Genomic DNA, 13,104 nt, shown 5'->3' with positions numbered 1-13,104 from the left:
CCGCTTCGCGGCGGTCCCCCTCCCCGTTCCGGGGAGGATCAGCTCACAAATTCCGTATCCCCGGCGGCCCTCGCCCCGACAGCATCAGCTCGGTCAGCGCCCAGACCAGCGCATCGGCGCGATCCGGCGAGCGGCCCGGTCCGTCATAGGCCCCCGCCACCCCCAGCCCGCACAGCTCGTCCTCCAACGCCGGAAACCCTCGCGAATGCCAAACCCGCCCCTGCGCATAGAGAAACGACACCGGCTCCGCCCGCGCGGCCTTGCCGATCGAGGCGTACACCAGATGCACCGGCAGCGTCGGGTCGGCGAGCCGCAGCACGCTCTCCACCATGTCGCCGCCCTGGTTGCGCTCGGCCACCACCCGGTCCGCGCGGTTGCGCCGGGCACAGCCGGCCACCCGCGCCGCCCAACCCTCGGGCGAAAGCCCGGCCTCGCTGGCATCCTCCAGCACATAGCCATGGCCGTCGCGCCCCAGTCCCACCGCGACGATCCCACAGGCATCGCCGCTGCTGGTCGCGGGCGGATCGACGCCGACCACCACCCGGTCGAGCGCGGGCACCGTCTTGACCCGTTGCCGGTCGAGCAAAGCGCGGGTCCACAAGGCCCCCTCGCGGTCGTCGACCATCTCGCCGTCCAGCTCCTGCCGCCCCAGCCGCGTGTCGCCGTACTGGGCGATCATCGCGTCCTGGAAGCTATCGGGCAGATGCGCATTGTCGCTGGTCCGCCCGATCGTCTCGACACAATCGGGCAGCGCCATGACCTTGCGCATCAGCGGCGTCGCGCGCGGCGTGGTCGTGACCAGCACGCGCGGGGTCTCACCCAACCGGAGCGTCATCATCAGATTGTCCCACCCGGCCTCCCCCTTCCACTTGCCCAGTTCGTCGCACCAGGCGGCATGATGCTGCGGCCCGCGCAAAGCCTCGGGCGCGGCGGCCGAATAGGCGAAGCCGATCGCGCCGGACGCGAAATGCACCTGCCCCAGGCTGCCGATCCATTTGGGCGTCTCACCCTTGCGCGCCACCGCCAGCAGCCCGCTTTCGCCGCGCACCATCACTCGCTCGACATCGCGCAAAGTCGCGCCCATCAGCGCGATCCGCGCACCCGGTTGCTCGCGGGCCAGCGCGCTGACCCACTCCGCCCCCGCGCGGGTCTTGCCGAAGCCGCGACCGGCGCGGATCAGCCAGACCCGCCAGTCGCCCGGCGGCGCGACCTGTCCGTCATGCGCCCATAATTCCCATCGCTCGACCAGTTCGCGCTTCTGCGCCGCCGTCAGTGCGGCCAGCGCCTGTTCGCGCGCACCCGGCTCCAGCATCGCCAGCGTGGCGAGCCGCGTTGCCGCATCCTGTCCCGCCATCATGCCATCCCCTTCAACCGCCGCCGCGCCAGCCCGTCGAGCGCGCGTTCCAGCGCCGCATCGGTCTCGGCCGCATCGGCCCGTGCCGCCTCGCTGACGCCATCACCGGCCTGGGCCAGTGCATCGCGGCGGGCGAGCAGCTTCAGATAGAATTGCACCTCGGTCGGCTGGAGCGGCGGGGTGATGGAGAGGCCGGTGGTCCCCGCACCGGCCTCTCCGCCCTCCTCCCCGTCCCCGGCCGCCAACAGGGCGAGCATCCGGCGCAGCAGCCCTTCCTCGACCAGCGCATGTGCCGCGCCGATCGCCGCATCCCAGGCCTCGCCAAAGGCCCGGTCGCGCGCCCGCAAGGTGCGTGCGGCCCGCAGCGTCTCTCCCACCGCCCGTGCCGCCGCCCCCGCATCGGCGCTGACCGTCAGCGCCGCCAGGAATTGCCGTCGCCGCGCCAGCGTCCACCGCGCGCCCTCCCCCGTTCCGGCCATTCCCACTCCCCCCGAAACACCGAGCGCGAACCCGACCGCTCCCCCGGTCGCATCCGCCCCTCGATGTTCCCTTTATGTACCGATGTCGGTGGGGTTTGTATCCAACAAACGAACCAGATGGGTTGGAGGCATAAAAGCGGCTTGCCAGATGCGGAACGCATCGGCATTAGGCGGGCCTTCCCGAGAGGGGGCGATTAGCTCAGTTGGTAGAGCGTCTCGTTTACACCGAGAATGTCGGCGGTTCGAGCCCGTCATCGCCCACCATTCCAAACATCCCCGAATAGCCCCACCCCGGCGAAGGCCAAGGTCTAGCCGCCATGCGCTCGGTGGAGCGGTAACGGGTCGGGATTTTTTGTTCGCGCGGAGGCGCGGAGGTGCCTCGCCTGCGGCAGCTTTGTGCCTCTCTCCGCTTGGTGATGAAGGCGTGCCCAGGCCAATCGGACACCCTCTCTGCGTCCTCCCCGCCTCCGCGTCTCCGCGTCTCCGCGTCTCCGCGCGAACAAATCTTCTTGTGCTATTAGCCGCGACGGCGTGGCAATTGGACCCCGGCTTTCGCCGGGGTGGTCGAGTTTGGATTTGGGTCGGATCGACATTCAGACATGCCCAACTTTCCCTCGCCCCTCATCGAGGGGAGAGGGTTGCGCAGACTTGGCCTTTGCCAAAGCAAAGGCTTAGTCGGAGCTGGGTGAGGGGTGCTGCGCTCGCGCAAGCGAGCGCGCGAGCCGAAGGCTCGCTCAACCCCTCACCCAAGCTGCGCTAGCCAGCCAAGCTGGCAAGCTTCGCTAACCCTCTCCCCTTTCCAGGGGAGAGGGAAGAGGGGGGAGCGTGAATGCCGATTTGGCCTAAGCCAGCTTCCAATAGGTCGCGTAACGCTCATGCGCGATGCGGTGGTAGGGGACCAGCCGTACCGGCTGGCCATCCGCCGCCGGGATGGTGAATTCCAGCGGTTTGCCAGTCGCGCTGATCTTCTTCGTCAAAGCATCAGGCTCACCCGACAGCGTGGGCGCCTGGAACGGCGTGTCGTTATACTCGCCGTATTTGCGCTCACTGACGATGATGTCCGCGCCCGGGGCCAGCCCTTCGCGGCCCAGCGCGCCCGCCAGGACCAGCGGGCCATAGGTGAAGGCGACGATCTCCGGCGCGGCGGGGGCGCTTTCGGCGGCGGGTTCCATGACCAGGCGCCATTCGACCGTGTCGCCGGTCTTCCACGTCCGGGTCAGCTCGGCATAGCGGCCAGGCTTGTCGGATCGCTGCACCTCCGCACCGTTGACCAGCAGGGTCGCGGTGCGGCTCCATTTCGGGTGGCGCAGCTTCAGGGTCAGCTCGGTCGGCTGGCGCAGTGTCCAGCGGAACTTGGTGTTCGCCACCTCGGGGAAGTTCGTCACCTGGGTCAACGTCGCCCCCTTGTCGGCCCAGGTCAGGGTCGAGGGGATGAACAGGTTCACGTACAGCGCGCGGTCGTCATGGAAGTAGATCGAGTCGCGATACTTCACATGATTTTCCATGCCCGTGCCGGTGCAGCACCAGAAGCTGTCCTCGGGCGTGTGATAGAGCTTCATGTAACCCGGCCGCGCGCCCTGGAAATAGGTCGCCATGCCCGAATCCGGGTCCTGCGAGGCGAGGATGCCGTTGTAGAGCGTCCGCTCGTAATAATCGGCATATTCGGCCTGCGGATCGCGCAGGAACAGCGCGCGGGTCAGCTTCAGCATATTGTGTTGGCAGCAGGTCTCCGATCCCTTTGCCGAGAAGACGTGTTTGTCGAAATCGGCCATGGCGAAGAAATGCTCGCCATCGCCGTGACCGCCGGTGGCGAAGGCACGGGTATGCGCGACCGTCCGCCAGAAAAAGGCGGCGGCGTTGTGATAGGCGTCGTCGCCATTCGCCTCATAGACGCGCTGGAACCCGATGATCTTCGGGATTTGCGTATTGGCGTGCATCCCGTCGAGATAGTCGCGGCCGCCCGTCAGCGGCTTCATCACCGCCTTTTGCGAAAACCGTTCGGCGAGGTGGCGATAATCCGCGTTGCCGGTCATGAAATACAGGTCGGCATAGACCTCGTTCATGCCGCCATATTCGGTTTCCAGCATCGTCTCGAACTGCGCATCGGACAGCGGCTTGGTGGCCACGACGCCCCAGTCGGCCAGCCGGATCAGCACCGGCCGCGCCGCCTCGCTCCCCGCCAGCTGCACCGCATCGCGCAGGCCCGCATAGACCTTGTGCAGCGTGTACCAGGGGACGCCGGTGATCGGTTCGCCGCGCAGGTGCGCCGCGACCAGCGCAGGACCCTTGGGAAAGGCGCAGACCAGGCCGGTGCCCGCCGCCTGCTGGCACGCGGCGAGTTCGTTCGCGATATAGTCGATCCGCTGGCGATAGCGCTTGTCCCTGGTCGCGCGGTACGCCAGCGCGCAGGCCGAGAGATAATGGCCCAGCGTGTGGCCGTGGCAGTTGATGTCGGCCCACTGCGCCTCCGACTCCCAGCCGCCATAGACGGGTGCCTTGGGCTTCAATCCGGCATTGGTGCGGAAATTGGCGAGCATCCGGTCGGGTTGCAGGCGCATCAGATACGCCTCGGTCATCTTCTGCGCATGGAGGAAGGGGCTGTCGGCCAGCGTGACATCGGCCATGTCGAAGGGCTGGACCGCATTGGCGGGCGTCGGCGCCATCGGCTTCCCGCCGATCCCATTCTGCGCCCAGGCGGAGGCGGGCATCACCGCCCCCCATCCGGTCGCCAAGGCACCGATACTGGCCGTGGCAAGGACTTGGCGCCGCGACGGCGCGGAACAGCATGAAGGCATGATCTTCTCCGACTATTCGATTTTGCAGCAGTCTGCGTCGCACGGCCGGAATCCGCAAACGTTTTCCAGCCAGGGCGCGAAATTGGCGTCCCGGCGACCGCGGAATGATGTTTATTTGTCGGACAGAGGATCAGCCGGTTCGGCGGAACAGCAATCGCTCAAAGCCCCAGTGCAGGATCGCCCCGATCGCCACACCCAGCATGACCTCCTGCGCCCGCGCCAGCGCGGCGGTCAGGATCGTGCCCCCCGGCGGGACGGTCAGCAGGACGATGACCGAGGTCCACATGCACACCCGCAATTCGGTGCGGATGCGGGCGATGGCGGCGGTGACGCTGACCGCCACCGCCAGCATCGCGACCGCCCCCGCACCGGGCATGGCGAAGGCGACGAGCAGCGCCACCGCCACGCCGATCAGCGTCGCGACGATCCGCCAGGTGAGCGAGCGATGCGTGTCGCCCAGCCGGTCCTGCGAGACGACGAGCGCGGAGACGCTCGCCCAGACCGGATGGTCCAGGTGCAGCCGGTCGGCGATGCCGAGCGCCAGCACCGCCGCGCCGGTACAGCGCGCGACAAAGGCGATGGTGCGCACCGTCTCCTCGCGTGAGACATGCGCCGTCACCCAGCTTCGCAGGGCGGGCGGCGGCGTCACCGCAAGAGGTTCGCCCTGGCCAGTTCCAGCACCTCGTCCCCGCGCCCGCTCAGCACCGCGCGCGCGGCATAAAGGCTGAACCCCTTGATCTGCTCGGCCTGGATCTTGGGCGGCATGATGAGTTCCTGCGTCTCGGTCACGACATCGACCAGCGCCGGGCCATCATGCGCGAACGCCTCGCGCAAGGCGCCCTCCAGCGCGTCCGATCGGGTGACGCGCACCCCGAAATAGCCCATCTCGCGCGCGATCGCGCCAAAGTCGGGGTTCTGGAGCGACACATTGTCGTCGACATAACCCGCCGCCTTCTGCTCCAGCGCGACGAAGCCCAAGGTCGAATTGTTGAAGACCACGATCTTGACCGGCAGCTTCATCTGCACTGCGGTCAACATGTCGCCCATCAACATGGTCAGGCCGCCATCGCCCGACATCGACACGACCTGCCGCCCCGGGCAGGCGCCCTGCACGCCCAGTGCCTGGGGCAGCGCATTGGCCATCGAGCCGTGGTTGAACGAGCCGATGATGCGCCGCTTTCCGTTCATCGTCAGATAGCGCGCCGCCCAGACGGCGGGCGTGCCGACATCGGCGGTGAAGACGGTATCCTCGTTCGCGAGCCGGTCGATGGTGCGGGCCACGAATTGCGGGTGCAGCGGCTTGTCGCCGTCGCGCGGGGTGGCGAGGTCGTCCAGCCCCTTGCGGGCATCGCGGTAATGCGCGCGCGCCTTGTCGAGGAAGCGGCCGTCGCGCTCGCCGCCGATCAGCGGGATCAGGCCGCGCGCCACTTCCGCCACGTCGCCGACCACGCCCAGGTCGAGCGGCACCCGCCGCCCCAGCGCGCTCGGGTCGCGGTCGACCTGCACCACCTTCGCCTTTTCGGGATAGAAGTTGCGATAGGGAAAGTCGGTGCCGAGCATCAGCAGCGTGTCGCACTCCATCATCGCGTGATAGCCCGACGAAAAGCCGATCAGCCCGGTCATGCCGACATCATAGGGATTGTCGTACTCGATCCATTCCTTGCCCCGATAGGCATGGACGATCGGGGCCTTCAGCGCCTCGGCCAGCGCGACCACCTCGTCATGCGCGCCCGCCGTGCCTGCACCGCACAGCAACGTCACCGCCTTCGATTCGTTGAGCAGCTGGGCGATCTTGCCCAGCTCCGCCTGCGGCGGCACGAGGCGCGGGGTGGCGAGCGGCGGGAAAGCGACGCTGCGCGTCTCGGGCGCAGGCTTCAGCGCGACATCGCCGGGGATGACCAGCACCGCCACGCCGCGCTTGCCGATCGCGGTGCGGATCGCGCGGTGGAGCAGTTCGGGCATCTGGCGCGGGTCCTGCACCATTTCGCAGAAATGACTGCACTCGCGGAACAGCTCGGTGGGGTGCGTTTCCTGGAAATAGTTCAGGCCGATCTCGCTCGATGGGATATGCGCCGCGATCGCCAGCACCGGCACATGGTTGCGATGGCAGTCGAACAGCCCGTTGATCAGGTGGAGATTGCCCGGCCCGCAACTCCCCGCACAGACCGCCAACCTGTCCGTCGCCGCCGCTTCCGCTCCCGCCGCAAAGGCGCCCGCCTCCTCGTTGCGGACATGCATCCACTGAATCTTGCCCGACTTGCGCAGCGAATCGTTGAACGCGTTCAGGCTGTCGCCCGTCACGCCCCAGATTCGCTTGACGCCCGCCTCGACCAGCGTGCGGTTCAAAAGATCGGCGATCGTCTCGGCCATGGTTCGTCTTTCCCTCACTGTCGACGGGGCCGGTGCCCGTCATGCTGCAAGAGCGAAACGATCCGGGATGCGAATGGCTTCGCACCCCGGAGATGAACTTCGTGCAAGACGTCTAAACCGCCGTGCAATCGCGATCAGAACAGCCCGTCATCGTCATCGTCGAACGTCACCGCCGCCGTGACCGTCGCCACCGGCTCCATGCCGGGCAGCAGATAGGCCGCATGGATCAGACGCTCGGATGCCATCGTATAGAGGCTTGCCGCCCAGGGCAGCAGCTCCGCCAGCACGGCCTCGTCCGCCGCCGTCAGTTCGGTGCCGTCCGGGGTCTCGGGCGCGACCCGATCGGCATAGCGGGTCAGCCCCAGGGCCACCGAGCACAGCGCCTCCACAAAGTCGCGCTGCTCGCCCAGATCCCCGGCGCTCGCCTGGAGCGAGGCGACGATCCGCTCGGCATCGCCGCCGCCCTTCACCATGGCCCCGGCCGAGCTTTCGCAGGCCCGCCGCACGACCGACAGCGCTTCCTGCAACGCGCCGCGCGTGTCGCCATTCTTGCTGTGCGTGTTGTCCTGCTGGACCAGGTCGATCCCGCTGAGCACCCCGATCAGCGAACCGACCGCGACGCTCAGCTGGTCGAGGCGGCTGGCGCAGGGGGCGACCTCCTTGGCGATCACCGCCACCGCCCGGCCCAGCGTGCCGTGGCGACGGCACAGCAGCTGGGTGTTGGTCGAGATATCCTGCACATTGACCGCGATGTGGCGGATGCGGCTCAGTCCGTCGGTCAGGTCGGCCAGCGTGCGGCTGACAAAGCCGGTCAGCTCGGCCAGATGGCCATCGGCATCGCACAGCTGATCGGTGACGTTGCCCAGCGTCGAAATGCCATGTTCCAGCCGGAACAGCAGCTGTCCGTCCGCGCCGCCCTGCGACCCCAGCAGATCGCGCAGATGATCCGCCAGCGGCGCCAGCCGTTCCAGCGAGGTGACGATCGAGGCGATCTCCCGCCCGAACTCGTCGGCCATCGCGTTCAATTGCGCGGAGATCAGCCGGGCCATATGCGCCCTGGCTCCGTCCGGCATACCGCCATTCGCATCCTCGCTCGCGACCCGGTGCAGCATGGTGATGGCGTGTTCGGCGCGCTGGCGCACGCTGTCGCCGATCTGGATCGCGCCCAGGATGCGCGCGACCTCGCCCTGCACGGTCCGCACGATGCCGCCGACCTCGTCGGTCATGCGCATCACCGATTCGATATGATCCTGCAGCGCATTGGCATTGGCAGTCAGCTCGGCGGGCACGGCGGCCCCGGCGCGGTCGCATTCGGTCGCGAGCAGGCGGTCGGCCTTCTGGACGTCGCCCACCACCCGGCCGAACTGGTCCAGCTGCCGCTCGATCTGGCGCAGTTCCTGGCGACCGGTGGTCAGCTTCTCGTCCATGCCGACGACGAAGTTGAAGAACGCCGCCTCGCCCGACGAGGCGATCTTGATGTTCATCCCATAGATGCCGAGCAGCTTCAGGATTGTACTGACCTCGTTCAGCAGGCCGCGCAGCTCGCGGGTGCGGCCGGTCAGCGTCTCGACCTCGATCGCGCGCCGCTTCTGGATGATCGGCAGGGTAATCAGGCGATAGGCGACGTCGCGCAGCCGGGAGACGGCAACCCCGGCGGTGTCGTGCGACAGGGCCTGACGGATGCTCGCCAGCCCGTCCGCCATGCCGTCGATCGTGCCGATCGCGGTGGCCAGCGTCTCGCCGGTTTCGCGAAACGCGTCTTCCAGGCCGCCCATCCGGTTCTGCACCTGCTCCGCCAGCACCGCAAAGGAGATGGCGGGCGAGGTCGGCAGGCCGCCAGCCAGCGGAACCGCATTGTCGGTATCGATCCGTGCCACAAACATCTGTCGTTCCTTCTTAACGGGCCGTGGCGTGGAGCAGTTCGCGTGCGACGCTGCCCAGCGGGATGATCTTGTCGTGCGCGCCGCGCGCGATCGCTTCCTTGGGCATCCCGAACACGACCGAGGTCGCCTCGTCCTGCGCGAAGGTCCGCGCGCCCGCCTGCTTCATTTCGAGGAGACCGCGCGCCCCGTCGTCGCCCATGCCGGTCAGGATGATGCCGACCGCATTCGACCCGGCATTACGCGCCGCCGAGCGGAACAGCACGTCGACCGAGGGGCGATGGCGCGAGACCAGCGGCCCTTCGCGCACCGACACGACATAGCGCGCGCCCTGCCGCTCCAGCATCGTGTGGCGCAGGCCGCCCGGTGCGATCAGCACGCGGCCGCGCATCACCGTGTCGCCGTCCTCGGCCTCCTTGACGTCGACCTGGCACAACCCGTCCAGCCGCTTGGCAAAGGCGCGGGTGAAGCTCTCCGGCATATGCTGGACGATAACGATGCCCGGCGAATTGGCGGGCAGCGCCTCCAGCACCTCGCGTAGCGCCTCCGTCCCGCCGGTCGAGGCGCCGATGCACACCACCATCTCGGTCGTGCGGCTCATCGCGCGGCCGGTGGGGGGCGGCAGGACGGCATCGGCGGTCAGCTTCTGCGCAGGGCTAAGCCTGGTCTGGGCACGCCGCGCGCCGAGCCGCGCCTTGGCCGCGCCCTTCACCGTCTCGCGGATCATCATATGCGCTTCGTTCAGGTGATCGGCGACGCCGACGCGCGGCTTCAGGATCACGTCGACCGCCCCGGCCTCCAGCGCCTGGAGCAGCGTTTCCGAGCCTTCCTCGACCAGCGAGGAGCACATGACGACCGGCAGCGGGCGCTGCGCCATCAGCTTGCGCAGGAAGGTGATGCCGTCCATGCGCGGCATCTCGACGTCCAGCGTGATGACGTCGGGCACCTCCTCCTGGATGTAGCGCGCGGCGGCGAAGGGATCGGCGGCGGCGGCGATCACCTGAATGTCCGGGTCGGCGGACAGGATCGCGGTCATCGCCTGGCGGACGCTGGCGCTGTCGTCGATCACCAGCACGCGGACTTTGCTCATGGCCGTCAGATCCGTTGAAACACGGTGTTGGACACCGTCTTCAGGGGAAGGTCGAAACCCGTGATCGATTCGGAATGGCCCAGGAACATCCAGCCGCCGGGGCGCAGACATTCGGCCAGACGGCGCACGACCTTTTCCTGGGTCGGCTTGTCGAAATAGATCAGGACGTTGCGGCAGAAGATGATGTCCATCGGATCGCCCACCGGATAGCGTTCGTCCATCAGGTTCATCTGGGCGAAGCCGATGGCCGAGCGCAGCGCGGGCACGATGCGCATCTCGTCGCGCCTGGGATCGCTGGCGCTCATGACATAGCGTTTGCGCAAGGTCGTCGGCACCGGATCGAGCATCGCGGCCGGATAGATGCCCCGACGCGCGGTGCGCAGCACCTCGCTGTCCAGATCGGTCGCCAGGATCCCGAAATCGGGGCCGCCCTTGTCGGCGGCAAAGGCGTCGAGCAGCATCGCCAGCGTATAGGGCTCCGCGCCGGTCGAGCAGGCCGAGCTCCACACGCGGATCCGGCGCTGCCCCTGGTCGCGCAGCTGCGGCATGACCGTGCCCATCAGATAGTCGAAATGCTTGGGCTCACGGAAGAAGTCGGTCTTGTTGGTCGTGACCGCATTCAGCAGATGCTCGCGCTCGCCCGCCAGATGATCGGCCTGGAATACCCAGGCGCAATAGTCGCCCAGGCTGCTGAGCCCCGTGGCGCGCACGCGGCGGCGCAGACGCCCCTCGATCATCGTCATCTTGGCGGGCGGCAGGCGGATTCCGCACTCCTTGTACACATAGGCGGAGATGCGATCGAAATCGCGACGCTGCAGCGCGTCGGGCGATGCCGATGCCGCGCGGGCCAGACTGCTCAAAGGAACGGCTCCTGTCGGAAGCGAGAGGAAGGGATCGGCCGCCACGCCGGGCGGCCGGAAAGAACTGGGATCACGCCGCCATGCCGAGATCGGCCAGGGCTGCCTCGGCACCGTCCGCCCCGAACAGGCGCGCCGGGTCGAGCAGGGCGACGAAGCCCGCACCCCGCCGCAGGATCGCCTCGATCTGCTCGGACCGCCAGCGACCGCCCAGATCGGGCGCGCCCTCGACCGATTCGGCCGGGAAGGTCGCGACGTCGAGCACCCGGTCGACGACCATGCCCAGCGCCAGCGGCTTGCCCTCGCCGCCCGCCACATCCACCACCAGAACGCGGGTGGTCAGCGTCGGCTCGACCGGGGGCATCCCCAGGCGGACCCGCAGGTCGACCATCGGCACGGAGTCGCCACGCACATCGGTCAGCCCCAGGAACCAGTCGGGCGCGTGCGGCACCCGATAGGCGTTACGGTGGTCCAGTATCTCGCGGACCGTGGTGACGGGCAGCGCGAACTCTTCGTCGCCCAGTCCGAAGACCACGACCTGGATGTCGGATGCGCCGCTCATGCCGCGCGTCCGAACGCGGCGTCTTCGCCGTCAGGGCCGCCATTGGTCAGGTCCAGCGCGAAACCGCGCACCCGCGCCTGCTGGTCGGCGACCGAACCGCTGCGGGCCGGAGCCGCCTTGGGCCTGGCCCTGGCCGGGCGTGGTGCCGGGCGGCGCACCGGGCGGTTCTGTGCGCCCTGTCCGTCGACACGGAAATAGGCGATGCTTTCCTGAAGCTCCTCGGCCTGGCTGGCGAGTTCTTCGGAAGTGGACGAGATCTGCTCGGAGGCGCTGGCATTCTGCTGCGTCACCTTGTCGAGCTGCTGGATCGCCTCGTTGATCTGGACCGCGCCGATATCCTGCTCGCGGCACGCCGCGCTGATCTCGGCGACCAGTTCGGCGGTGCGGCGGATATCGGGCACCAGCTTGGTCAGCATCTCGCCCGCCTGGGTGGCAGCACCCACGGTGTCGGAGGACATGCCGCTGATCTCGGCCGCCGCCGTCTGGCTGCGCTCGGCGAGCTTGCGGACCTCGGCCGCCACGACCGCGAAGCCGCGACCATGTTCGCCCGCACGGGCCGCCTCGACTGCCGCGTTCAGCGCCAGCAGGTCGGTCTGGCGGGCGATTTCCTGCACGATCCCGATCTTCTCCGCGATGGTGCGCATCGCGATCACGGCCTTCTGTACCGCCGTGCCGCTCTGTTCGGCATCCAGCGACGACTGGCGGGCGATCTTTTCGGTCTGGGTCGCGTTGTCGGCATTCTGTTTGATGTTGGCGGCCATCTGTTCCATCGAAGCCGAGGCTTCCTCGGCGGCGGCGGCCTGTTCGGTCGCGCCCTGGCTCACCTGTTCCGACGAGGACGACAGCTGCTGGCTGCCCGACGCGACATTGTGCGCCGCCTGGGTGGTCTGGCCGATCGTCTCGCGCAGGCGGACGGTCATCCGGTTGACGGTGTCGACCAGGTCCTTGATCTCGTCATTGCTGGCGACATGCACTTCGTTGCTCAGGTCGCCATCGGCGACGGCGGACACCGCTTCGTCGATCTTGCGCAGGCCCTTGGAGACCAGCAACGCAACCCACAGGGCACCCCCGATCGCGACGAGCAGCGCCACGACCGCCGTGACCATCAGGGTCATGCGGGCCGAGGCATAGAGGACCGCGGCATCGGCCTTGGCCTTGGTCATCTGACCCTGCGTGATCTCGCTCAGCTTGGTCAGCGTGTCGGTCAGGCGCACCGCAGCGACGCGGCCTTCGGTCATCGAAATGACCGCCGCCTCGGCATTCTTGTTCTGCATGGCCATACCGCGTGCCCGATCGCTGATCGTCTTATAGCCGTGCCATTCCTCCAGTGCGCGGGTCCAGATCGGCCGCCCCTGTTCGGTCGCGACCTTGAGGCCACCGTTCAGGCTTTCCAGGATCTTGGCGTCATATTGGACGAAGCTGCTGTCGAAGTTGCGCTTTTGCACGAGATCTTGCGTCAGCATCATGTTCTTTTCGGCGCGGATGGCGCGACCGCTATCACCATCGGCGGTCAGCGACAGCTTGATGCGCTGGGCCGGGCCGTCGATGATCTCGGCGATCATCACGTTCAAGGCATTGACCTTCGAAACCCCGACCCCGACGACAACCGCCAGAAGCAACAAGACTATCGCAAATGTACCGGCCAGCTTGGCCTTGATCGTAACTCGCATTTGCCACCCCGCTATGAAAAACGACACTTGTGGATGCTATGAAACCA

General features: G+C 67.6%; 10 protein-coding genes and 1 tRNA gene. 1 reads left to right on the top strand and 10 read right to left on the bottom strand.

The annotated features are described in order from the left end of the window. Positions 1 to 43 precede the first annotated feature (43 nt). Together SP5_RS15880 and SP5_RS15875 are read right to left on the bottom strand one after the other, a co-directional pair. Entirely contained in the window at positions 44 to 1,354 is a 1,311-nt protein-coding gene (locus SP5_RS15880; RefSeq protein WP_157013772.1) for a DNA-packaging protein, read from the bottom strand. Beyond that, the gene (locus tag SP5_RS15875; RefSeq protein WP_042490569.1) at positions 1,354 to 1,833 is read right to left on the bottom strand and encodes a hypothetical protein; all 480 of its coding nucleotides are present in this window, start codon (positions 1,831 to 1,833) and stop codon (positions 1,354 to 1,356) included. The genes SP5_RS15880 and SP5_RS15875 overlap by 1 nt, the downstream gene beginning before the upstream one ends. Positions 1,834 to 2,021: 188 nt before the next feature. Here SP5_RS15875 and SP5_RS15870 point away from each other — a divergent pair. Continuing rightward, a tRNA-Val gene (locus tag SP5_RS15870) sits at positions 2,022 to 2,097 on the top strand. Between the two features lie 578 nt (positions 2,098 to 2,675). Here SP5_RS15870 and SP5_RS15865 read toward each other — a convergent pair. From SP5_RS15865 to SP5_RS15830, 8 genes are all read right to left on the bottom strand, one after another. Continuing rightward, positions 2,676 to 4,496 (bottom strand): glycoside hydrolase family 127 protein, encoded by a 1,821-nt coding sequence (locus SP5_RS15865; protein ID WP_439645622.1) that lies wholly within the window; start codon positions 4,494 to 4,496, stop codon positions 2,676 to 2,678. Positions 4,497 to 4,758: 262 nt separating this feature from the next. After that, entirely contained in the window at positions 4,759 to 5,277 is a 519-nt protein-coding gene (locus SP5_RS15860; protein ID WP_042490567.1) for an FUSC family protein, read from the bottom strand. Further along, positions 5,274 to 6,998, bottom strand: a complete 1,725-nt coding sequence (gene poxB, locus SP5_RS15855; RefSeq protein WP_042490565.1) for a ubiquinone-dependent pyruvate dehydrogenase — start codon at positions 6,996 to 6,998, stop codon at positions 5,274 to 5,276. Before poxB ends, SP5_RS15860 begins: the two co-directional genes overlap by 4 nt. 134 nt (positions 6,999 to 7,132) lie before the next feature. Then, a complete protein-coding gene (locus tag SP5_RS15850; protein WP_042490564.1) occupies positions 7,133 to 8,881 on the bottom strand; it encodes a hypothetical protein in 1,749 nt (582 codons plus the stop codon). A gap of 13 nt (positions 8,882 to 8,894) precedes the next feature. Continuing rightward, on the bottom strand, positions 8,895 to 9,968 hold the full coding sequence (locus tag SP5_RS15845) for a protein-glutamate methylesterase/protein-glutamine glutaminase (RefSeq protein ID WP_042490563.1): 1,074 nt from the start codon (positions 9,966 to 9,968) through the stop codon (positions 8,895 to 8,897). 5 nt (positions 9,969 to 9,973) lie between these two features. Next, positions 9,974 to 10,828 (bottom strand): CheR family methyltransferase, encoded by an 855-nt coding sequence (locus SP5_RS15840; RefSeq protein ID WP_042490562.1) that lies wholly within the window; start codon positions 10,826 to 10,828, stop codon positions 9,974 to 9,976. A gap of 70 nt (positions 10,829 to 10,898) precedes the next feature. Beyond that, positions 10,899 to 11,387 (bottom strand): chemotaxis protein CheW, encoded by a 489-nt coding sequence (locus tag SP5_RS15835; RefSeq protein ID WP_042490561.1) that lies wholly within the window; start codon positions 11,385 to 11,387, stop codon positions 10,899 to 10,901. After that, the gene (locus SP5_RS15830; protein ID WP_042490559.1) at positions 11,384 to 13,057 is read right to left on the bottom strand and encodes a methyl-accepting chemotaxis protein; all 1,674 of its coding nucleotides are present in this window, start codon (positions 13,055 to 13,057) and stop codon (positions 11,384 to 11,386) included. The genes SP5_RS15835 and SP5_RS15830 overlap by 4 nt, the downstream gene beginning before the upstream one ends. Positions 13,058 to 13,104: the final 47 nt, after the last annotated feature.

Origin of the sequence: Sphingomonas parapaucimobilis NBRC 15100 (assembly GCF_000787715.1) — a bacterium.
In the GTDB taxonomy this organism is placed as follows: domain Bacteria; phylum Pseudomonadota; class Alphaproteobacteria; order Sphingomonadales; family Sphingomonadaceae; genus Sphingomonas; species Sphingomonas parapaucimobilis.
Note: the sequence above shows the minus strand (reverse complement) of the source record. Positions and strands in the feature narration are given on the sequence as shown.

Bases quoted from the DNA above. Each gene is read 5' to 3' on its own strand.
- SP5_RS15830 (WP_042490559.1), bottom strand. From the start codon at position 13,057: ATGCGAGTTACGATCAAGGCCAAGCTGGCCGGTACATTTGCGATAGTC.
- SP5_RS15865 (WP_439645622.1), bottom strand. From the start codon at position 4,496: ATGGCGCCGACGCCCGCCAATGCGGTCCAGCCCTTCGACATGGCCGAT.
- SP5_RS15875 (WP_042490569.1), bottom strand. From the start codon at position 1,833: ATGGCCGGAACGGGGGAGGGCGCGCGGTGGACGCTGGCGCGGCGACGG.
- SP5_RS15880 (WP_157013772.1), bottom strand. From the start codon at position 1,354: ATGGCGGGACAGGATGCGGCAACGCGGCTCGCCACGCTGGCGATGCTG.
- poxB (WP_042490565.1), bottom strand. From the start codon at position 6,998: ATGGCCGAGACGATCGCCGATCTTTTGAACCGCACGCTGGTCGAGGCG.
- SP5_RS15835 (WP_042490561.1), bottom strand. From the start codon at position 11,387: ATGAGCGGCGCATCCGACATCCAGGTCGTGGTCTTCGGACTGGGCGAC.
- SP5_RS15850 (WP_042490564.1), bottom strand. From the start codon at position 8,881: ATGTTTGTGGCACGGATCGATACCGACAATGCGGTTCCGCTGGCTGGC.
- SP5_RS15845 (WP_042490563.1), bottom strand. From the start codon at position 9,968: ATGAGCAAAGTCCGCGTGCTGGTGATCGACGACAGCGCCAGCGTCCGC.